General features: G+C 32.5%; 16 protein-coding genes and 1 pseudogene. 3 read left to right on the top strand and 14 right to left on the bottom strand.

The window, feature by feature from the left end:
* The first annotated feature begins 147 nt into the window (after positions 1 to 147).
* Entirely contained in the window at positions 148 to 1,428 is a 1,281-nt protein-coding gene (ltrA, locus tag HN014_RS04050; protein ID WP_176027610.1) for a group II intron reverse transcriptase/maturase, read from the top strand.
* A gap of 89 nt (positions 1,429 to 1,517) precedes the next feature.
* On the opposite strand, the gene HN014_RS04045 is transcribed toward ltrA (HN014_RS04050), so the two are convergent.
* Positions 1,518 to 2,555: a YaaC family protein gene (locus HN014_RS04045; RefSeq protein WP_176027609.1), complete on the bottom strand. Its 1,038-nt coding sequence runs from the start codon at positions 2,553 to 2,555 to the stop codon at positions 1,518 to 1,520.
* Between the two features lie 653 nt (positions 2,556 to 3,208).
* Here HN014_RS04045 and ltrA (HN014_RS04040) point away from each other — a divergent pair.
* Positions 3,209 to 4,489 (top strand): group II intron reverse transcriptase/maturase, encoded by a 1,281-nt coding sequence (ltrA, locus tag HN014_RS04040; RefSeq protein ID WP_176027608.1) that lies wholly within the window; start codon positions 3,209 to 3,211, stop codon positions 4,487 to 4,489.
* A gap of 96 nt (positions 4,490 to 4,585) precedes the next feature.
* Here ltrA (HN014_RS04040) and HN014_RS04035 read toward each other — a convergent pair whose 3' ends face one another.
* The 3 genes and pseudogenes from HN014_RS04035 to HN014_RS22600 form a co-directional block, all read right to left on the bottom strand.
* Entirely contained in the window at positions 4,586 to 5,116 is a 531-nt protein-coding gene (locus tag HN014_RS04035; protein ID WP_176027607.1) for an SLATT domain-containing protein, read from the bottom strand.
* Positions 5,117 to 6,061, bottom strand: coding sequence for a hypothetical protein (locus HN014_RS04030; RefSeq protein ID WP_176027606.1), 945 nt, complete (start codon positions 6,059 to 6,061; stop codon positions 5,117 to 5,119).
* Positions 6,062 to 6,113: 52 nt separating this feature from the next.
* A pseudogene (locus tag HN014_RS22600) lies at positions 6,114 to 6,242 on the bottom strand (recombinase); the annotation flags it as partial.
* A 261-nt stretch (positions 6,243 to 6,503) separates the two neighbouring features.
* Between HN014_RS22600 and HN014_RS04025 the strand changes: the two are divergent.
* Positions 6,504 to 6,620 carry a transposase domain-containing protein gene (locus HN014_RS04025; protein WP_254884099.1) on the top strand — a complete coding sequence of 39 codons (117 nt, stop codon included), beginning with the start codon at positions 6,504 to 6,506 and terminating at the stop codon, positions 6,618 to 6,620.
* A gap of 881 nt (positions 6,621 to 7,501) precedes the next feature.
* Here HN014_RS04025 and HN014_RS04020 read toward each other — a convergent pair.
* The 10 genes from HN014_RS04020 to HN014_RS03975 are packed head-to-tail and all read right to left on the bottom strand — an operon-like array spanning position 7,502 to position 20,723.
* Positions 7,502 to 8,407 carry a DUF5655 domain-containing protein gene (locus HN014_RS04020; RefSeq protein ID WP_176027605.1) on the bottom strand — a complete coding sequence of 302 codons (906 nt, stop codon included), beginning with the start codon at positions 8,405 to 8,407 and terminating at the stop codon, positions 7,502 to 7,504.
* A gap of 43 nt (positions 8,408 to 8,450) precedes the next feature.
* Positions 8,451 to 9,152 (bottom strand): M48 family metallopeptidase, encoded by a 702-nt coding sequence (locus HN014_RS04015; protein WP_176027604.1) that lies wholly within the window; start codon positions 9,150 to 9,152, stop codon positions 8,451 to 8,453.
* Positions 9,152 to 12,298: a type I restriction endonuclease subunit R gene (locus HN014_RS04010; protein WP_254884098.1), complete on the bottom strand. Its 3,147-nt coding sequence runs from the start codon at positions 12,296 to 12,298 to the stop codon at positions 9,152 to 9,154. The genes HN014_RS04015 and HN014_RS04010 overlap by 1 nt, the downstream gene beginning before the upstream one ends.
* Positions 12,270 to 15,275 carry an RNA-directed DNA polymerase gene (locus HN014_RS04005; protein ID WP_176027603.1) on the bottom strand — a complete coding sequence of 1,002 codons (3,006 nt, stop codon included), beginning with the start codon at positions 15,273 to 15,275 and terminating at the stop codon, positions 12,270 to 12,272. Before HN014_RS04005 ends, HN014_RS04010 begins: the two co-directional genes overlap by 29 nt.
* A complete protein-coding gene (locus tag HN014_RS04000) occupies positions 15,272 to 15,508 on the bottom strand; it encodes a hypothetical protein (RefSeq protein ID WP_176027602.1) in 237 nt (78 codons plus the stop codon). The genes HN014_RS04005 and HN014_RS04000 overlap by 4 nt, the downstream gene beginning before the upstream one ends.
* A 59-nt stretch (positions 15,509 to 15,567) precedes the next feature.
* A complete protein-coding gene (locus HN014_RS03995) occupies positions 15,568 to 16,875 on the bottom strand; it encodes a restriction endonuclease subunit S (RefSeq protein WP_176027601.1) in 1,308 nt (435 codons plus the stop codon).
* Entirely contained in the window at positions 16,875 to 18,149 is a 1,275-nt protein-coding gene (locus tag HN014_RS03990; protein ID WP_176027600.1) for a phospholipase D family protein, read from the bottom strand. The genes HN014_RS03995 and HN014_RS03990 overlap by 1 nt, the downstream gene beginning before the upstream one ends.
* A gap of 27 nt (positions 18,150 to 18,176) precedes the next feature.
* The gene (locus tag HN014_RS03985) at positions 18,177 to 18,596 is read right to left on the bottom strand and encodes a hypothetical protein (protein ID WP_176027599.1); all 420 of its coding nucleotides are present in this window, start codon (positions 18,594 to 18,596) and stop codon (positions 18,177 to 18,179) included.
* 25 nt (positions 18,597 to 18,621) lie between these two features.
* On the bottom strand, positions 18,622 to 20,133 hold the full coding sequence (locus HN014_RS03980) for a type I restriction-modification system subunit M (RefSeq protein ID WP_176027598.1): 1,512 nt from the start codon (positions 20,131 to 20,133) through the stop codon (positions 18,622 to 18,624).
* Between the two features lie 2 nt (positions 20,134 to 20,135).
* On the bottom strand, positions 20,136 to 20,723 hold the full coding sequence (locus tag HN014_RS03975) for a restriction endonuclease subunit S (protein WP_176027597.1): 588 nt from the start codon (positions 20,721 to 20,723) through the stop codon (positions 20,136 to 20,138).
* Positions 20,724 to 20,863 lie beyond the last annotated feature (140 nt).

Raw genomic sequence — 20,863 nt, 5'->3', positions numbered from 1 at the left:
GTACTTATGGGAAACGAGTTGTGTAGCAGTAACACATAGGTCTCACAAATAAGGAAGGACAGCACATTAAATCACGTCTAAATTCGATTAGGAGGCTTAGCTAGCCTAATCTTAGGCAGACAGAAGTAAGTCAAATTATTTAAACTTATGATTGGATCAATACTAGAAGCTAGTAATCTTTCTAAAGCAGAGCGTCAAGTTTTGCGTAATAAGGGCGCTAGTGGGGTAGATGGAATTAGGTACAGTGATCTTCCAGGTTTTATACGGAAACACCGAGCTAAGCTTCTAAACTCCATAATATATAATAGTTATATTCCCGATGCAATTTTAGGAGTCAGTATCCCCAAAGGAGAAGGCAAAACCAGACTTTTGGGTATTCCCACAGTAGTTGATAGATGGTTACAACAAGCGGTAAGCCAACAACTAATGACAAGGTTCGAATATGATTTTGAACCTTTTAGTTATGGTTTTCGCCCCAAGAAGAGTCTTCACAAAGCATTATTACAAGCACAGAGGTACATCAACGATGGATTTCAGGACATTGTAGATATTGATTTAGCAGGATTTTTCGATACTGTAGACCACAGTATTTTACTACAATTAATTTATAACAAGGTACAATGTCAGACTACTCTTCGACTGATTCGTAAATGGCTACGATCTCCCATTGTTGTAGATGGTAGGTTTTATAAACGCCGAAGAGGAATTCCCCAAGGAAGCCCACTAAGTCCATTATTATCTAATATTATGTTAGATGTTTTGGATAAGGAACTGGAAAGACAAGGACTTCGTTATGTTCGCTATGCTGATGATTTTAGTATCTATACAACATCCAAAAGCAAAGCCAAAGAAGTTGGAAATAAGATTTATGTTTTTCTAAGAGATAAACTTAAATTACCAATAAACAAGGCAAAAAGTGGTATACGAAGACCTGTAAATTTTGAGTTGTTAGGGCATGGATTTGTACCGATCTATAAGAAAGGTATAAAAGGACAGTACCAGTTGGTTGTAAGTAAAAGTAGTTGGCATGTATTTAAGCGTAATCTGAGAAGGTTAACCAAGAAAACTAAACCGATGTCTTTGATAGAACGATTGGATAGAATTACCCAAGTATGCAGAGGATGGCTAAACAATTATCGGTTGACCAATAGCTTTACTAAGCTCAAAAAGCTAGATGAGTGGCTACGTAATCGATTACGGTATTGCATTTGGCATGATTGGAAAAAGCCAGAAAGGAAACGTAAGAACCTGATTCGATTAGGGGTTACATATGGACAAGCTTATGCTTGGAGTCGAACCCGAATGGGAGGTTGGGCAGTAGCTCAAAGTCCTATACTGGGTACTACCATTACCATATCTAGACTTAAAAGAAAAGGTTATGTCCCTATGATTGACTACTTAAATAAGAGACAAACTTCGATTTGGTGAACCGCCTGTTACGAGACCCGTATGGCAGGTGGTGTGAGAGCCTCAACGCGGTAATTAATTACCGCGTCGGGCTACTCGATTACCTATCGTTATTTTTTTCTTCTACCAGGTTTGAGGAATGTTCTACCCGTAATCTCAGAAGCGATTCCATCCATAAATTGATAAGTAGATATATTAATAAACTCAGATAATAACCAGTTATGTTGACTTTCAAAATGTTTTGCTAACCTAACAGGATTATATCTGGCTAATTCACTTAATTTATGCATAGCAGCAAAAGTTAATGTTAAGTTGCATCTATTTATCACATTGTTAGGGGTATCTCTTTTGAAGTACCATAAAGTTTTATCTCCAGCAATATAATGTAAAGATTTTCTACAGCTTTTATGATAGTTTACCAATCTATTAATATTTCCAGACCTTTGAGGTCCTTGAGTTTTCCAACGAAATCTATTTCGTTTTCTGTAAATCCATTTGTTTGGTTGTCCATTATCTTTTTCAAAGCCATTCGGTAGTTTATTTACTGTATGCCCATTTTGATACTTGTAATCAGAAATTTCAAAAATTAACCAACTTTCGCTTGATTGGTTTTTTCTAACAAAAATTGGATTAGAAATTGGAATATAAAGCTCGGCTTGATTAGTGTAGGTCAAACAATATGCTCTATGTAGATAAGATAAATTATATAGTATATCTTTCAGATTATAAATATCTCTATTAATGGGTTCTCCTAAAAAGTTACATAACTGAGGTAGAATACCACCTGTTTGGAAAATTATAGACTCATTTTGGAGAGAAGAATAATTTCCAGTTGAATAACCAGTGACTCCGTGTCTGTCAACTGCATTAATGTTTTTAACTTCGAATAGAGTTTTAACTGCATTTAAAAAACAATAGTAAGCTGTAAGTGGAGCAGAATTTTTATTTAAAATTTGAGTGGCATTGTAAAAGTCTTTAGTTTGACTCCAATAAAATTGCGCTTTTTTGGTACTATTTCTTTTAAGCCACATTTCTATATATTCCCAGATGTCATCAACTAAAACTGTCTTTGAGTTAAATTCAGGGTTAACACGAGCTTTATGGAGTCTTATTGGTCGACTATTTTTGTTTATTGGGGAGTAACTCAATTAATTTTTATTTAATGATAGGTAACGGTCTCGGCTATGAGTAGTTGCGTGGTTTAGCGGTTAACTTTGCAAGTACACACTAAACTGAAAATCCGCGAGGATTTTCAGAAGTAAGCGAGAACAAGCAATTACTTATAGCCATTGTGTGTGCCCAGCATGGGCATCTATTATTTATCGAAGATAAATAATTCATCTAGAGGGTGCAAGTCCCTTATGGGCAGGAGTAAGGTCTTGAACCATTAGTAAGTCGCAAGGTTGCTAACCGTGAGGTTAGGACTGAAGGAAGCGAGACTACAAAACTCGGTACTGAGGTACACGAACCGCATATTGAGGCTATTAGATCGGATCAGTAGGCACATCACTGCGAAGTCCAAAATACTGTTTTTTTTTTTCAGTAAGTATCGAACTAGTAGATGCGGCAGGAATCGAGTGAAAGAAGATGTCATTACCTGGGGAGGTCTCTATAACCACGAGTTGGTAAAGTAGAGAAGTCAGCAGAAGTCATAGTACTTATGGGAAACGAGTTGTGTAGCAGTAACACATAGGTCTCACAAATAAGGAAGGACAGCACATTAAATCAGGTCTAAATTCGATTAGGAGGCTTAGCTAGCCTAATCTTAAGCAGACAGAAGTAAGTCAAATTATGTAAACCTATGATTGAATCGGTATTAGAAGCGACTAACCTTTATAAAGCAGAACGCCAAGTTCTGCGTAATAAGGGCGCTAGTGGGGTAGATGGAATTAGGTACAGTGATCTTCCGGGTTTTATACGGAAACACCGAGCTAAGCTTCTGAACTCCATAATAGATAATAGTTATATTCCCGATGCGATTTTAGGCGTCAGTATCCCTAAAGGAAAAGGCAAAACCAGACTTTTGGGTATTCCTACTGTAGTTGATAGGTGGTTGCAACAAGCGGTAAGCCAACAACTAATGACAAGGTTTGAATATGATTTTGAACCTTTTAGTTACGGTTTTCGTCCCAATAAGAGTCTCCACAAAGCAGTATTACAAGCACAGAGATACATCAACGATGGATTTCAGGACATTGTAGATATTGATTTAGCAGGATTTTTCGATACTGTAGACCACAGTATTTTACTACAATTAATCTACAACAAGGTAAAATGTCCAACTACCTTGCGACTGATCCGCAAATGGCTACGGGCTCCCATCGTTATAGGGGGTAGGTTGTATAAACGCCGAAGAGGAATCCCTCAAGGTAGCCCACTAAGTCCATTATTATCTAATATTATGTTAGATGTTTTGGATAAGGAACTTGAAAAACAAGGACTACGATATGTCCGTTATGCAGATGATTTTAGTATATATACAGGATCCAAAAGCAAAGCTAAAGAAGTTGGAAATAAGATGTATGTTTTTCTAAGAGATAGACTTAAATTACCAATAAACAAGTCAAAAAGCGGAATACGCAGAGCTGTAAATTTTGAGTTGTTAGGGCATGGATTTGTACCGATTTACAATAAAGGTACAAAAGGACAGTACCAGTTGGTTGTAAGTAAAAGTAGTTGGAATACATTTAAGCGTGATCTGAAAAGGTTAACCAAGAAAACCAAACCCATGTCTATGAAAGAACGTCTGGAAAAAATTACCCAGGTATGCAGAGGGTGGGTCAACAATTATCGGTTGACCAATAGCTACACCAAACTTAAAAAGTTAGATGAGTGGCTACGTAACCGACTGCGGTATTGCATTTGGCATGATTGGAAAAAGCCGGAGCGGAAACGCAAGAACCTGATTCGATTAGGAATCAAGTATGGACAAGCCTATGCTTGGAGTCGAACCCGTATGGGAGGTTGGGCAGTAGCTCAAAGCCCTATACTGGGTACTACCATTACCATATCCAGACTTAAAAGAAAAGGATATGTTCCTATGATAGACTACTTAAATAAGAGACAAACTTCGATTTGGTGAACCGCCGTATACGAGACCCGTACGTACGGTGGTGTGAGAGGCGTACTCTCCTCAATCATGGGGAGAGCCGTCTACTCGATTGGCTGTAGTATTTTATTATTCAATATCTGGAAGAAAATCTAATTCTTTCGGATATTTATTAAATGATTTTACTTTTTGTTTTCCTTCGTCAAAATATTTTTTAGAAACGTTAATAGCATCTAATCCTTCCCATTCTTCTTTAATCATTTCAATTCTCTTCTTTAATTCCCATTCCTGAAATTCAGTTGTCAGGATAAATTCTATTCTATGTCGCAGTTTTTCATAATTACTTCCCGTATTTTTATGAGTCAAAGCTTTTTCATTTGGTTTAGTAAATGTTTGGTATCCAGTCAAAATGGCGACAATGAATGAAGTAATCGCAATGAAATAATTATGGTGTAAAAATGTTGGTAATAGTTCATATGTCTCTGGACTTAACTTTGGAAACCTAAATGAAAACGCAATTATTGTTGACAATATAAAAGCTCCTAAACCTGTATAATATCTTCTCTTTTCCCATTTTAGAGACTCAAATCTATGAGCATATTCAAGTTGATGAATTTTTCTCATCCAATCGAGAAGCATTTTTCTTTGTTCTTCAGTCATTTAATTAAATTTTTGGTTGATTTCTAAAATCAATTGTTTTGGATCAATATGCATTTTTCTGTTAATTTCAGAGGTTTGCATTTTACTTGGGCCAGTTACATTAGATTGAACAACTGTTTTGTTTTGAGTTGTAAATGAAAAGAATGTAGAAGAAAGTCCATTTTTTCCTTCCGAATAAGATTTGTGGTATTCGCCAGCATTTATTTTATACGTTTCATTTGTCTTATATACTTCTTTTGCCAATTTGTTGACATTAACATTTTGTCCAGTATTAACAGCGCTTGACGTATGTTGATTTACTTTATTAAGTGTTTTATTGTATTCTATTTTGAATAATGAACTTTCTGAATCGTCATTAGTTTTTTCAACAGAATATCTTTCGTTGATAATAATGCCATTTATAATCCAACTTTGTGCTAAAAATGAATGCGAGTGAATTGAAAATCTCTCACTTATTTCTTGATTTATATAATCTAGTAAATCATTATGCCAAATATGAAACCTTATAAAGTCGAACTCCTCCATATTTTCATCATATTTAAACAAAGGAATTGACAAAAAACCTTGAGACCCAATAGAAGAAATAATACATTCACTTGGTAAATCCAGAATTGATGCTGAAATTAAATTCCAAGTTGGCAAAAGGTCTAGCTTGACGTTATTATCTCTAGCGAATTGAATGTGTCTTACTCCAGCAATTCTTTTTGCAACCGATTTAGTATAAATATTATCTACGGTTTCTGAAAATTCAATTAAGCATTTTAAGTTTATATTGTCAGTTGAGTTGAAAATCTTTTTTGGAAAATCAGATACTTTTGGCAAATTATCTTTGAAATCATCTGCATAACATTTGTTAATTGAGTTTAACAAAGTCTCGAAATCATATTTTTCTAAATTAAAATTATTGATTTCAGAATTCATAGATGTTTCTTTCTTTAAGTTCATTGTTTATATTACAGCCAACAATTGGATATGTGTACCGGTACACATATTTCCATTATATTTTTCCCAAATCTAACGGATTTCTAATTGATTTAAAATTATTTAGGGCAACTTGTGTGTAAATTTCGGTTGTTTTTGTGCTATTATGGTCTAATAATGTTTGAATATATCTAATATCCGTTCCATCTTATTTTACGCATTATTGAAAAAACAAAAAGGGAGAAGTATATCTCTTCTGTTATGAATATGGATATCTGGATTTAAAAGAAAACCAAAAAAAAGTACCTTTTGGTGACATGGTAGGATTATATGAACGATTAATTACTAACATTGACTTAAGGCATCTTCCAATGGTTAGGTAATAATTCATTTAATCTATTTGTTTTATATTCTTGTATGTTTTCTAATACATTTTTAAGCCGACTGTAAGGATCAATATTGTAAAATGCAAAATATAAACCTCAGACAATGGCTTGCTAATATCTTAGAAAATATACCTGATCATAGCATACAAAAACTAGAAGAACTACTGCCAGGGTATCAAGAAAAAATTAAAACTTAGTTGCTCTGATGCTTACTTATATATAATACTATTAATGAGGTGTTTTTTGATAGAAAATATTTCTGTTAAAAACTTAAAAACGGTACTTTATAATAAAGTACCGTTTTTAAGTACCGATTTGTAGTTGTTTGTATCCATTTGTAAGATGGTGAAAACTCAAAACCCTTATAAATAGAGGGTTAAAATAGAGTCGGTTTAGACTCATAACCCGAAGGTCACAGGTTCGAGTCCTGTTCCCGCTACTAACGACAACCTCTTGATTTTCAAGAGGTTGTTTTTGTTTATAGATATGTTTTCTTCTATATTTTTTACGTTGACGTATCGCAAATTTGAGTTTTTGACTCTGATAGCCTTTTTTCTTCTAGATTTAATTAGATTTCAATAAACATTGTTTTTTTTTGTATCCTTAAGAATTGCACCCTTCGGGTGGAATACACGACGGAGCTGATTTGTTTAAAACCATGATAGTTTTGAGAATTAAAAGGAAAAGGGTTCAATTTAGTAATTAATTAAATTTGTATCTAATAAGTACAAAAAAGTTAAAAGTGAATTCACATAAGCTCACCTATTTATTAAAAAGGAAATAGAGTATCATTAAATCCTGATATTTTTTGCTCCCATTTATTTTCTTTTGTTTTTTGAAAACCCTCTCTAATTATAGTGACTATAGAGATGATTATAATCCCAACAATGGGTGGTTTGTAAGATTTTAGTTTTATTTTTTGACTGGTCCTTACTCCTTTGAAAACATTCCGATAGCAGTAATAATAGTTAAGATGAATTTCATGATAAAAGAGTATTGGTTAATAAATGATTTTTGGGATAAGATCTCTTAGGTTAGAATATTCCAGAGAACTAATTTTTGTTAAATTATTGATTATTTATAAGGCTTGTTTGATTAGACTCATAATGTATTCAATCTTTGTGTCATTTTTTAGGTCAATTTCATAGTCACCGTAACCATAGTGTCCTTTATTTGATACATTGTGAGCTATATTTGAAGGCTCGTCTATTTCGCCCCATTTAGCATTTATCCAAAGCTTTATGTTTTTCTTTTGCAAATGCAAGTAGGCTATATTTCTGTTGCCTTTTTTAAATGCTACATATAGTTTTTTAGGAACTATTTCAATATCATCTGCCAATGCAACAATTGAGTCTCTATATGTTTCATATAGCTCAGAGATATAATCGGATTTGTCTCTTGTATGATCTTCTTCGGTATAGACAATTATCTCTTTTGTTACTGCTTCTAATTTTGAATTGCTTGAAGTTATTGGTTTAATACTTTCTGCTGACCTGCTTTTTTTGATTTGATTAATGCTAACCAGCCCTCCTTGGTATTTTTTTACTTCCCATAATTCAATAGCAATATCTTTAAAATTTGTTGCCGTTTTTTGGTTGTCGGTAAAACCAGTAGATACAAAAACTACTCTTGTTTGACTCCAATCTACATCTGAACGCTTTAAAGTTTCTTTTTGGGATTCATTGTATTCGATAATGAAATCAGCTTTATTTTCGAACATTAAACTTAAATATGTAAACCCTTGGTCTACTACACTAATACTCTTACTTCTCTTATATTCGATTATAATAAATGCTTTTGATTGTGTATCGTAAGCTAGTGTATCTATTCTTTTGTTTTTTATAGTGAATTCTGATTTTACTAGTTGTAAACCCATTATTTTCTCAAGGTTATTTTCAAATAGTATTTGGATGTCTTTTTCGAGTTTGAAAGACTGTTCTTTTACTTCTGTTAATTTATCTCCTTGAGTGTTAAATAGGTTCATTTTATTCTTTTTAATTTTTTAAATATATCAATTTTGTTTGCGGTTAAGACAACTTTTGTTCTAAACGATTTTTCCATTTTTCCCAATTAGGCATTACATCTGTAAGAATGGTATAGAACTTTTTTGTATGGTTTCGTTCTATAAAATGACACATTTCGTGTGTTATTAAGTACTCTATACATTTCGATGGTGCTTTTATTATTTCTGGATTGATTGTTATTTTATCTACTGTATTACAGCTACCCCAGCGTTTATTCATTCTTCGGATTTCAATTTGTGGTACTTTAAAATCATATTCTTTAAATTTTGAATAGGACTCTAAAAGAAGTGTATTAAACTTCTTCTCTGCATGTTGATAATACCATTTTGCAAGCAGCTTTTTTACAGTATCTTGTTTTATGTCATTTTTACATATAACTTCAAGTTTTCCTGCCTTTAGTTTTACCTGGTTTATGGTTCCTGAGCTTACTTTTAACAGGTATGATTTACCCAAATAATAATGTGTTTCTCCTGAAACATATTTTCGTTCTGGTGTACGCGGTAAAAACTGCTCAAAATATTGTTGCTGTTTCACAATCCATTTTGCCCTTTTCTCTACTTTTTGATCAATATCTTGAATTGAGCTTTCTTTTGGTGCAATGATATGTACTGAGCTGTCTGGATGTACTTCGATTGCCAATGTTTTACGACTTGAGCGTTGTAGTTCAAAGAAAATTTCTTGTGATCCGTATTGTATACTGCGCATTAGAAATTATTTTTTGCTACTCTTAAACACTTAATTAATATCTCATCTATTTCATCAAAACTAATTTCTATACCAAATTGGCCTCTTTTACTAATTAGATAATCTTCAATTTGGTTTTCCATTTTGTTTTGAATATCAACATTCTTTTTCCAATCTGTTATAATTAATTTTTTAACTATTTCTTCAATTTCCACCCCTGCTTCAGCTACTTTATTTTTACTAATTTCTTTATCAAGTTTTTTATTAAGCACTTCATTTAAAGCTCCATAAAAAGCTCGCGCCTTAGGATTGCTTTGTACACTTTCTGGTATGCCATCTTGATATCCGCTAGCTAAATCATTACGTGTTTTTTGCATTGCTTCTAGGTATTCTTTTTCGGTAAGTCTACCATCATAAAAATTTTTAATGGTTTCTTCTATCAGCTGTGAGAATTTTTTATAAAAAGCCTCATCCTTCTCCATATTTTCAGTAATCACTTTTTTCATTTGATGCGCTATGAAATCTGCCTTAGACGCTGGTGATTTACCATATGATTCTAAAGCTTCTTCCACCATGTTTTTATCAAAAATATTCACATCTTTTGTGAGCACTTGCACCTCATCGGCATCTATATAAGTGTCTAATAGTTTACGTACTCGAGGCTCATATTCTTTATAAGATACTTTTTCGGCATATCTAAATTGTACGGATAAACGTAAACTTTGAAATTTCTTTAGTTCACTTTTATAAAACCCTATTTGCTCTGTACTAAACTCGTTATAAAAATCATCTGAAGCTAATGCTGTTTGTAGTATTCTGGCAAATGCAGATACTCGCTCGTAAAATTGATCACGTACATCTTTTTCAGCGATGTGTCTCTCTAAAGCTTCAATATCGTTTTTATCATAAACACCTTTAAAGATATCCCAAACTTCTGCATGGCGTATAGGTACTTTTCTTATTTCTTCTTTTACATCTACAACCGTATTTTTTAAATCTTCTTCATCAAAATCTTCTAAAGCACTATACTCTGTTAATGCCTCATCTAATTTCCCTAAAACACCTACGTAATCTATAATATGACCATACTCTTTTCCTTTAAATAACCTATTTACACGAGCAATTGCTTGTAATAAATTATGCGCTACTAAAGGTTTTGCCAGATATAGTACTGTGTTTCTTGGTGCATCGAATCCTGTAAGTAGTTTACTTACTACAATTATGAGTTCAACTTCGTCTGTCTCTTCTTTAAAGCGATCTACTACCCAAGTTTCATATGCTTCCTGGTCGTTAAATCGTTCTAGTATTCTTTCCCAATACTTCTTAGACTCACTTGTTGAATCAGACCATACATCATCGTTATTTTGTCTACTATCTGGTGGTGTAAAAACTACTCTTGTATTTATTTTAATAGCTGGATCTGTTTGCAACTCAAAATACTTCTGGTACTTTATAGCTGTGTCTATTTTAGGGACAGCTAGTTGTGCTTTAAAACCAGTTCCTTTCCAGTTTTCTCGAAAATGTTCTGAAATATCATATGCGATTTCTTCTATAACATGATCTGACTCATAAATTTTACCAATGGTAGCAAACTTCTTTTTTAAATCTTTTCTAGCTTCTTCATTTAAAGGTGCTGCTAAACGCTCAAAGCCCTTATCTATTTGTTTTTTGTTGATGCTTAATTTTGCTGATCTTCCTTCATATAATAAGGGTAAAACAGCACCATCTTTTACTGCTTGATCTATGGTGTATTTATGTATGAAACCACCAAACTTCTTGGAAGTACTTTTTTGCGATTTCATTAATGGTGTTCCTGTAAAGCCAATGTAAGAGGCATTAGGAACAATACGTTTCATATTAGCATGTGCTGAACCATATTGACTACGATGACTCTCATCTACCAAGACAAAAATATTTTGAGATTCATCTTTGAAAGATGTTCTTTTGGTAGCAATTTCAAACTTATCGATGATAGTGGTTATAATTTCATTGCCTTTGTCTTGTAGTAACTCTATAAGATCATTACCACTCTTTGCTTTTTTTACATGCTTACCACAGTTGACAAAGGTTTTAAAGATTTGCTTATCTAAACTTATTCTGTCTGTTACTATGATAACCCTTGGTGATTCTATAGATGTGTCTAAGGCTAATGCTTTTGATAGCATAACCATAGTTAAAGATTTACCACTACCAGTGGTATGCCATATAACACCTCCTTGTCGGTTTCCTTCTTTATTTCTTGTTTTTACTCGCTGTATGGTTTCTTGTACCGCAAAGTATTGTTGATAGCGGCATATTTTCTTATCAGGGCCATCAAAAACAACATATTTATAGGCAATGTCTAATAGACGTTCTGTGTTACACAAAGCATACAAACCTTTATCTTGTTCTGTTACCAAACGATCTTCTGCCTGTGTATTGTTTATTTTCTTTTTTAAGAGTTTAGACACGGCTCTTTCTACATCTTCTTTCCAAACTGACCAGAATTTAGCAGGTGTTCCTGTAGCTCCATATTTTACTTCATTAGGATGCACCGCTAATAGTAGTTGGGCGTAATAAAATAGTTTAGGAATGCCTTCCTTGTCTTTTTGATTGCGTATGTTTTGAGAAATAGCCTCCTCTAAAGAATCGTTTTTATCTCGACGTTTATTCTCGATAACCACAAAAGGAATACCATTAACAAACAGTACAATATCTGGACGTCGTTTACCTTTACGTCCTTCTACCTCAAATTCTTCAGTAACATGGAAGACATTGTTTTCTGGGTTTTTCCAATCTATATAATTTACAGTATAGGCCTTACGATCACCTTGTACTGTTTCGTTAAAACTCTTACCTAATGTAATTAAATCGTACACGCGCTCATTGGTCTGCACTAAGCCTTCGTTTGGTACATTCTTCAATGCATTAATAGCGCCTTGAATACTACCAGTTGAGAATTTATAGGACGCGCCTTTGTATTCAAATGCATTGATCTTAGCTAATTGTTTTGCTAAAATATCATCTAATAACACATTAGTTAATAGTTCGCCTCGTGCTGAGAACACCTCTTCTGGTGTTATATATTGCCAGCCCATTTTTTGAAGTAAATTCAACGCTGGTTTTTGTGAATCGTTGTACTCGCTATAATTTACCATCTTATCTTTCTTCTGCTCCCCTATGATCAAAATTAGGTGGGGTGTTTTTATATTTATTTGTGTCTTGAAATTGTACTAATGTAGATTGAAACTCTCGTAAATCGGCTATGTTTAGTTTACCAACTAATACAACACTGTTAATTCCTCCTTTAAGTCTTAATATATCTTTAAGAGCAGTTTTCTTAGGAATTGTAATTCTAGAGTCTCCAAATTGTGCACTATTCGATTGAATAAAAGCACAATGAACATCTCTGGAAACACTTTCTGCGATGTTAGAAAAATAATTAACATCACGATTATATTCCGAAGCAAACATCACATCAATTTTTCCTTTAAAAAGTGCTCGATGCTCAATGTCTGTTAGCTCGTAACAATTGTAACAACTAAAATGTATACCTCTCCAAACAAAATGTTCGTAATAATATGGCGTTACTTTTGGGATTTTTCTTCCTTTACTTAAGATTAAGCTTTGTTCACCTGGTGAATAGTGATTTTTAAGTCTTAAACTTACTATACAATCTTTTATACCATTGTGTTTTATTGGAAGGCATGTGACCAAATAATTAAAAGCTTTATTATTTACAGTCATATGTTCTAATCCCATAATTAACATCCTTTGCTTTCTTCTGGCTTCATCTGTTAATTGTGGCAGCCAAGGATAAGGAACACTTACTTCAGGTAAAATAAGCGCATCAGATTTTGATTTTTCAGCTGCATTAAGGATATCAATTAAGTCGTCACGTCTATCTGTAGACTCATTAGGTTTTTTGAAAAGTGACTGAATAATATTGTCTTCCTCAACTATAGTATTGGCTACAGCTACTTTGAAATCTTTAAGATTTCTATTAGATTGAGGTATAATAATTTTTCTTGTAGATACTCTTTTTATCGGATCAGAAACCTCATCTTCTATTTTGAAATAATAATTTCGTAGACTTTCTTTAAACTCTTGGATTTCTCTCTTGTTTTTTATTAATCTTATAGAATAATTAGCTTCAAAAAAATTATCGAAAGAAGTATCTAAAATAGTATTGTCAAAATCTACTGTTGGCACAATACTACTATAAGCACTTGAAATTAAGTGTTTAAGATTTTCTAGTAAATTAAACTCATAAAAATATATATACCTCGGGGCATATTTGAGTTTATTAAAATCTAGTTCTAAACTGGTTACATCTACTTTGTTTTGTCTCAAAAACTGATGATTTATAAAGTTGATGTTATTATTATTCCCTACAATTAACTTAGTATAGTTTAACAGAGGAATAGCTATAAAACCATTTCTAAATAAATTAGAGTTTACATAAGCTCTCCTTATTGCATTGATTTCACCATCAAAGGATTTTTTTAAGCTATTTCCTGTGATTTTTTCTTTCTTATTTTCCCACCATTGCTTAGTTAAAAACTCAGAGTTTAAAGCTGTAGCTAGCGCACTACAGTTCATTAAATACTGTGTAAGATATGATTTTACTTGTTCTACACTTTCTTTAGGCACATCTTTACCATGAACAATTTTATCAATATTACGAGATACTTCACTAAAGAATTTCCAGAAAGAATCTTGATCGTTAGTAATTACAAAGTAGGTTAGTGCTTTTTCCCAAATTGAAGAAAACTCCAAACTAATTAAGCCTTTGAAAAATGTTAATATCTGGTCTGCTGTTTTTTCATCTTTCTTTTTGCCAGACAGTAATGTAACTTTTATTTTTTTTGCTAGAAATACAGCTGCACCATATTTACTCTGCTTAATATCTGTTACACTTCTTAATTTGTTTATTGTATCTGAATAGGTAAGCTCATAGACACTTTGGTCAAAATCTTCATTTATATCACCGTTAGCAGGAAGAAACCAAAAAGCGCTTGAGTTTTGCTCTATTTTTTTCTTGAACATATCTAATACGGCTTGAGATTCCTTACTTTCAAAGGCATAGAATAGTATTTTCTCTCCCTGTATCTCTATGTTAGGATCATTTTTGTACTTATATTTCTTGTTTTTAAACTCTTTTTCATCTGGTTTACTGAAGATATTACGTCCTACAAAATACTTTTCAAAAAATGCTTCTACAGATGAACTATACTTATTTTTATCATAGCTTTTATCTAGTTTAGAATTAGCCAAAACTATTTGAATATCATCAACATATCGTCCGTAATAAGCTGGTGATAATTCTTTTTTAACAAGCTCATCAAAAGAATGCAAATACCAATTAGCTATAAGACCTGATGAGAGCAAACCTATAGGTAGAATGTTATCGTTGCTTTTAGGGCATTTTTTGGCATAGGCACGCATTATTTCAAAAAGGATATCTGTGAGCTTAGTTCCTTTACCTTTATTACCCTTAGATATTAAACTTTTAAGATCTTTTTGGACATTATCATCAATCTTAATATTATAGTAGTATTCTTTAATATCTAATGATATAATAACAACGTCAGTATTTTTATCTGTTACATTTTTTGCTGTCTCGATTCCATTATCGCGCCATTTAGGGTACTGCATGAAATAAGGTTTAAACAATCTTAAACCATCTACAACCTCACCACTTTCTTCATTAAGCTCCAGTTGGTATGCGTAGTTGTTTTTATTGTACAAATTTTGCAATGCATAACCTTCATTGATAATCCAAAGAATAGATATAATGTGAATTTCAATAGGACAATCAATAAAATAATTGACTTTTTTTAATCCATATTGCGAATCAGAAAAATTGTTACTAATTACAAGCCCTTCGTCCTGAAAATTTGATAACTGCTCAAATGATTTTGGGGCTGTCCAACATTTAATCTGATTTAATAAACCTTTAAAGTATTTAGATTCTACATTTGGTTTTTTTAGAAAATCAGTTAGCATGTCTAATCTCTGATCATAGCTTAAAGTGTCTTTTGATTCTGCCACAGCTTCAAAATGTGCTAATTGTTGTCTAATCAACAAAGAAAAATTGTCGTAGTACAAATAGCTCTTTAATTTTCTGTAAGCAGCATCTATATGTTTTCTGTCTATTCTCATCTTAAATTTAGTCTTAATTCTAAAATATCACCTTCGGTAACTATGGGTGGTGTAGCTGCCCAAGTATTAATTTTGTCTAATAATTCGTCATGCTGTGAACTATCCATGTTTTTAATTTTTCTTCTGAAAGTACCTATTTGGTTTAATGACAGCTGTACAATATCATAATCTAATGTTCTTGCCACTTTTACAGTGTGAATAGCTGTTGCTAGATCTAATAATTGTTTCTTCATATTTTCTCCTTTATTATAAATAGTCTGCAAAAGTGAAAAGTGCACTTTTTCTTTAAAAATTATATTCTAACCCTCTTCTCGCCAGTTAACAACTGTTGCATTAAACCTAGTTTTTGTTTTTTAAGTTCAACTAATTTTAGCTTCAGGTTCTCAATTTCTTTTTTACTGGAATTAAAAACTGAAACAATATTTCTTTGTTCTTCTATTGGTGGAATAATGAAATTGGTGTTTTTGAACTCACTTATACTTACAAGGTTTTTCATTGCACCTCCTTGTGTAGAGTCTATTACCGATGATTGAATTCTATCCCATTTAAATTGCTCCACAAAAAAGTCATTTAAAACAACTTCATTATCTAGCGTAAGTTTTAATAGTGCTTGATTTATTACTCCTTCAGGGCTATCCTTTGGAATTTCGTAAATACGTCCAATAGTTCCCGAACAACTAATTATCAAGTCTTTTCCTTTTACAGAAAACCTTTTAAGTTCATCAAATTTTTTATCATCTATAAAATATTTACCTAATTCTACTGTTTGATAGATTGCATTTTTTTGTTCGTATACTTTATATCCTTTTTCTACAAAAACCTCTTTTTTTAAAGCCCCACCGAATGGACCTCTAACTATCCCTTTTTCAACAGTTAAATCCTTAAGCTTTACTAAATGCCAATCATCAGGTATTCTACCAAGTGAGGTTTTCTTCCATTTTTCAGTTTTTTTAGTGAATCTTGCTTCCCCTTTAATTAAGCTGGTAACCAGCTCTTTTTTAAGCTCATGTTTTTGAGCAATGAGTTGTTCTTGGGCTGCTATTGCTCTATCCCAAGTACTTAAGATACTGGCTATTTTTTGTTGTTCAGGAAGAGGTGGAAGTTTTATTTTAATTGCTTTAAAAGCTTTAAGAGAAATGCCTTTGACAGTACTACCACTTCCTAAATAATCAACCCTTCCTTTGTATTTTTCAAACCATTGTAAAAGAAAAGGATCGTATATCTTATCATTAGTAAATAAAGCTTTTAAATCTTGATTTATTGACACATCGATATTATATCTAACAGCAACACCTAAAAGCATACGCGTTGCTATAATAATTGTATTAGCAGGAATCAAATTTGCACTACTATTTTTCAGTCCTAAACCAGTAATATTTTGCTGTGTTGAATTTCTATTGAATTTTGATAAATCTTTTACTGTAGCCCAAGAAATATCCCCATCCCAATACTCTATTTTAGATTTACTAGGTGTTCCTCCCCCAACAATTTTATCAATTACAGATCCTAGCTTAACTATATTCCAATCCTCAGGAATCCATCCTAATTTGGTTTGCTTGTAGCCTTTTTTAGTTTTAGTATGTATATCTATTTTTATCATTAAAATCTGTGCTTAAATAGTTGGTATAAAGGATATAGTTTTTCAAAATCATGAATCACGGTTGTAACTATATTATCCTCTGAAATTGCCTTATCGCCTGGTGCATATAAACGCCCTATTCTGAAATAATGGAATTTTGGATTGTCTTGTAATGTAAATTCTTTTAGATGATTTTCATCTTTAAAATTCCTAACAGGAAGTTCTTCTTCTGCTATGGTAATCGTAAATGCTTTATCTAATTTTTTAACAAGTGTATAATATGTCTTTAAAAACTCTGGATTTGTTTTTAATTGTTCACGTATGTAGTTTCTATCCGGATAACTTCCGTCATTTTTACCTACACGCAACTCTACCCACACATGGTCTTTTAGAATTAATATTTCTAAACGCATATGGTAAAGTGAGGTCATGTTTTCAACAAAAACAGCTTTATACCGTTCTAACTCTTCTTCGCTACGGCCATAGTGTAACCATATTGCATTTAAATTGCTCGATGCACGCTCGTTATGTCTAAAAGAAGAAGTTAAATGTTGCGTTTGATGATGAGGATATACTTCCCAACCTTTTTTCTCCATTAATGGATAAATGCGATGGTGTAATTCTTCTAATTTATTACGTACTTCTAGTCTTTCTTTAATAGGACCAGGTTCATCTAAAATAGGCTTAGGTGCTGTGAAAGCATCGTAATGCTTAAACGTAAAAAATTGACCTGTAAAATCGTAATCAGATAATGCTACTTTTCCTTTTGTAACACCTGTTGCTTTTTTAAACTGTTTGGTAATTGTTTGTAATTCTTTATCCTTATTACTTCTTTCTGTATAAAATAAACTGTACTCGTCTAACCATGTTTGTTCTAATGTTGTGCCTAGCTTATAATAGGTTTTATGCCAACTTAGCAATTCTTGAATTGTTTCTGGATCTTCAACTTTTAGACTCAATTCTATGTTAGTGTTTAAGCCTCCTTTGGTGCAATTTCCTGATCCTAGAAATGCTGTCCAATTTTCATCTACTCTAAACAAATACAGCTTAGGATGAAAGAACTGATTTTTTACATCGTATATTTTTGCCTCTACATTTTCGTCTAGTAACCTTTGTAATGCCGATGGTTGTGTTGGTAAATCGTAACCTACTAGAATTTCAAAATGGCAATCTTCATCTCTACTATCAAATAATTTAAGGCCATAATCTGTTAACATCGCTACTGCAACGCAAATCTCATCAGCCTTATGGATGAAGTTCTTAAATTCTGTTTCTAGTCGTATTACTTTTTTCATATCTATTATTCACCGTCACAATAGGTGTTATCCCTTTATTATTTGTTCGTAGTACTCTTGCGTATCGTTAGACAGATTGTAATAATACTCTCCAGCATCTGCAGCAGTCATCTTTTCTATTCTAATTCTATCTATTTTATAATTTGCATGATCTATAGCAACCAGATGTACATCTGTTGTATCTGATTTAGGTGCATAGTGCAAAACAATACGTGGTTGCATTGCTTTTTCTTCTAGTTCTATATGTGAGGCATCTATAAAAATTGGCGCAACACTTTTAGGGTTAGTATTTTGTAAATCAGTTAATATTCTGTCTTGAAAATTATCTGCGTAGTTTTTACCATAACTCGGAATAAATACTCTTACATTATTGTATTTAGGGTTATTGTAATATAAATTGGCTATTACACTTGCCAATTCTAATGTATATATCCAAACTGTATTCATTTTTTCTTTTTCTATGTTTAAATTATTAATAACCTAGTTCTTTTAAATGTTTATTCATTTCTGCTCGCACCTCTACTAACTCAGCTTCTAATTGCTCAATATTTTTTTGTACTGCTTCTATATCTACTGGTTCTTCCTCTTCAAATGTATCTACATAGCGAGGTATATTAAGATTAAAATCGTTTTCTGCTACCTCCTCAGGTTTTACTACTGAACTGTATTTTTCGATTGTTTTAAAATCGTTATAGGTTGTTACTATTTTTTCGATATCCTGAGAGCGTAACACATTCTGCTTTTTACCATCTTCGAACTCTTTACTAGCATCTATAAACAGTATGTCGTCAGTAGCTTTAGCTTTATTGAAAATGAGAATTGCTGCAGGAATACCTGTACCATAGAATAAATTTGTTGGTAGCCCAATTACTGCTTCTAGTAAATTTTCTTCTATTAGTTTTCTTCTTATTTTCTGTTCTGAACTACCACGAAAAAGTACACCGTGTGGCACTATAACTCCGACTTTACCTGTTGGCAAAGTGGTTTCTATCATATGTAGAATAAAAGCATAGTCTCCTTTAGATTTTGGCGGGACACCACGAAGAAAACGTTTGTAGCGATCTGCTTCAGCATTTTCATGCCCCCATTTATCTAAGCTAAAAGGTGGATTAGCTACTACTATATCAAACTTCATTAGTGCATCACCTTCTTTTAGCTTTGGGTTGTTAATCGTATCACACCACTCTATTTGAGCAGAATCCATACTATGCAGGAAGCAGTTCATTTTACTTAATGCCCAGGTATCACCGTTAGATTCTTGACCATAAATTGCGAAGTTATTTGTAGCATTACCACTTGAATCTTTGGTTTCTTCTGCTACTTTAATTAACAAAGAACCAGATCCACAGGTTGGGTCAAAAATGCGATTTCCTTCTTTTGGCGACACTAATTTTGCCAACAAACTTGACACTTCTTTAGGTGTAAAAAATTCTCCCCCTTTTTTACCAGCTCCTGATGCAAACTTTTCCAAGAGATACATATAGGCTTCCCCCAAAATATCTTGTTTACCCTCCCATAACGAAGGACGGAAATCTAGCTCAGGCTTAGCAAAATCGTTTATTAAGTTTTTTAATCGTCTATTACGATCCCTTGTTTGCCCTAATTTATCTGAATTAAAACTGATGTTTCGAAATACTCCATCTAGTTTTTCGATATTACGTTCTTCTATTTGTGCAAATATTTTATCGATTTTCTCGCCTATATCTGTATCATTTCTATGCTCGTAGATATAATCGAAAGTACAATTAGCTGGCAGCACAAAACGTTCGCGTTTTAGCTTTCTTTGAATTAACTCTTCATCATCACCATAACGTTCTTTAAGTTCATTATAATGATCTTTCCACACATCACTTAGATACTTTATAAACATAAAAACTAAGATGTAGTTTTTGTATTCTGATGAATCAAAAGCACCTCTAAAGGTGTCACAAGCATTCCATAATGCGTTATTTATTTGATCTTGAGTAGGTCTATTATCTTTCATTTTTACAATGTATTTAAGAGTTGAGCTGTTGTTAATTTGTTTTTTAATTCTATTATTTTACCGCTAATTACTTGTTCTTGGTTATGAAGGTTAGCAATTGTTGCGATTTTTGTTTGCGTTTCTAATGAAGGTAACGCAATAGGGGTGTTTTCTAATGTTGCTTTATTTATGCTTGTATTATAAGTGCCAGCTTCGTTGGTTTTAAAATAACTTTGAACTTTTGACTGGTTTATATACCATGCAATAAAGTCTGGATTTGCTAGCTCTTTGTTTATTTTAAGGACAAATAATGCAGATGAAGCGATAGTGGGCACATCATCTATATCCTTAAATACTAATGCGTAATTATTCGTGCCCTTTGCAATAAAAAGAACATCATTAATCTCTAAGTAGTACTTGCTCTTTATTTTATCACCATCAATTAAATAGCAATCATTACCTATAGAAGTGTAATTATCTTCAAAGTCTTTTAATTGTATAACACGAACACTGCCATTGTGCAAGTGTTTGATTTTACCTCTAAAAGAGTATCCTGAAGATAATCCTTGATAGCTTAGAATTGATTTTAAATAGACTGTTTTGCTTTGCATAAATAAATTTACATAATCATTACGATGCAAATATACTTAAAATTCATTAAACATGCAAGTAAATAAATGCATAATTGTTAGGGTGTGTTTATTTAGTGTTTCGTGATACTCCTTAATGGTTAAGTGAAAAACAGAAAAGG

Source organism: Aquimarina sp. TRL1, assembly GCF_013365535.1.
Lineage (GTDB): Bacteria > Bacteroidota > Bacteroidia > Flavobacteriales > Flavobacteriaceae > Aquimarina > Aquimarina hainanensis.
The sequence above is the reverse complement of the archived record's forward strand: the minus strand, read 5'-3'. Positions and strand labels throughout refer to the sequence as shown.

Coding starts and splice junctions, on each gene's coding strand:
- ltrA (WP_176027610.1), top strand. CDS start 148: ATGATTGGATCAATACTAGAAGCTAGTAATCTTTCTAAAGCAGAGCGT.
- ltrA (WP_176027608.1), top strand. CDS start 3,209: ATGATTGAATCGGTATTAGAAGCGACTAACCTTTATAAAGCAGAACGC.
- HN014_RS04035 (WP_176027607.1), bottom strand. CDS start 5,116: ATGACTGAAGAACAAAGAAAAATGCTTCTCGATTGGATGAGAAAAATT.
- HN014_RS04030 (WP_176027606.1), bottom strand. CDS start 6,061: ATGAACTTAAAGAAAGAAACATCTATGAATTCTGAAATCAATAATTTT.
- HN014_RS04025 (WP_254884099.1), top strand. CDS start 6,504: ATGCAAAATATAAACCTCAGACAATGGCTTGCTAATATCTTAGAAAAT.
- HN014_RS04020 (WP_176027605.1), bottom strand. CDS start 8,407: ATGAACCTATTTAACACTCAAGGAGATAAATTAACAGAAGTAAAAGAA.
- HN014_RS04015 (WP_176027604.1), bottom strand. CDS start 9,152: ATGCGCAGTATACAATACGGATCACAAGAAATTTTCTTTGAACTACAA.
- HN014_RS04005 (WP_176027603.1), bottom strand. CDS start 15,275: ATGAGAATAGACAGAAAACATATAGATGCTGCTTACAGAAAATTAAAG.
- HN014_RS04000 (WP_176027602.1), bottom strand. CDS start 15,508: ATGAAGAAACAATTATTAGATCTAGCAACAGCTATTCACACTGTAAAA.
- HN014_RS03995 (WP_176027601.1), bottom strand. CDS start 16,875: ATGATAAAAATAGATATACATACTAAAACTAAAAAAGGCTACAAGCAA.
- HN014_RS03990 (WP_176027600.1), bottom strand. CDS start 18,149: ATGAAAAAAGTAATACGACTAGAAACAGAATTTAAGAACTTCATCCAT.
- HN014_RS03985 (WP_176027599.1), bottom strand. CDS start 18,596: ATGAATACAGTTTGGATATATACATTAGAATTGGCAAGTGTAATAGCC.
- HN014_RS03980 (WP_176027598.1), bottom strand. CDS start 20,133: ATGAAAGATAATAGACCTACTCAAGATCAAATAAATAACGCATTATGG.
- HN014_RS03975 (WP_176027597.1), bottom strand. CDS start 20,723: ATGCAAAGCAAAACAGTCTATTTAAAATCAATTCTAAGCTATCAAGGA.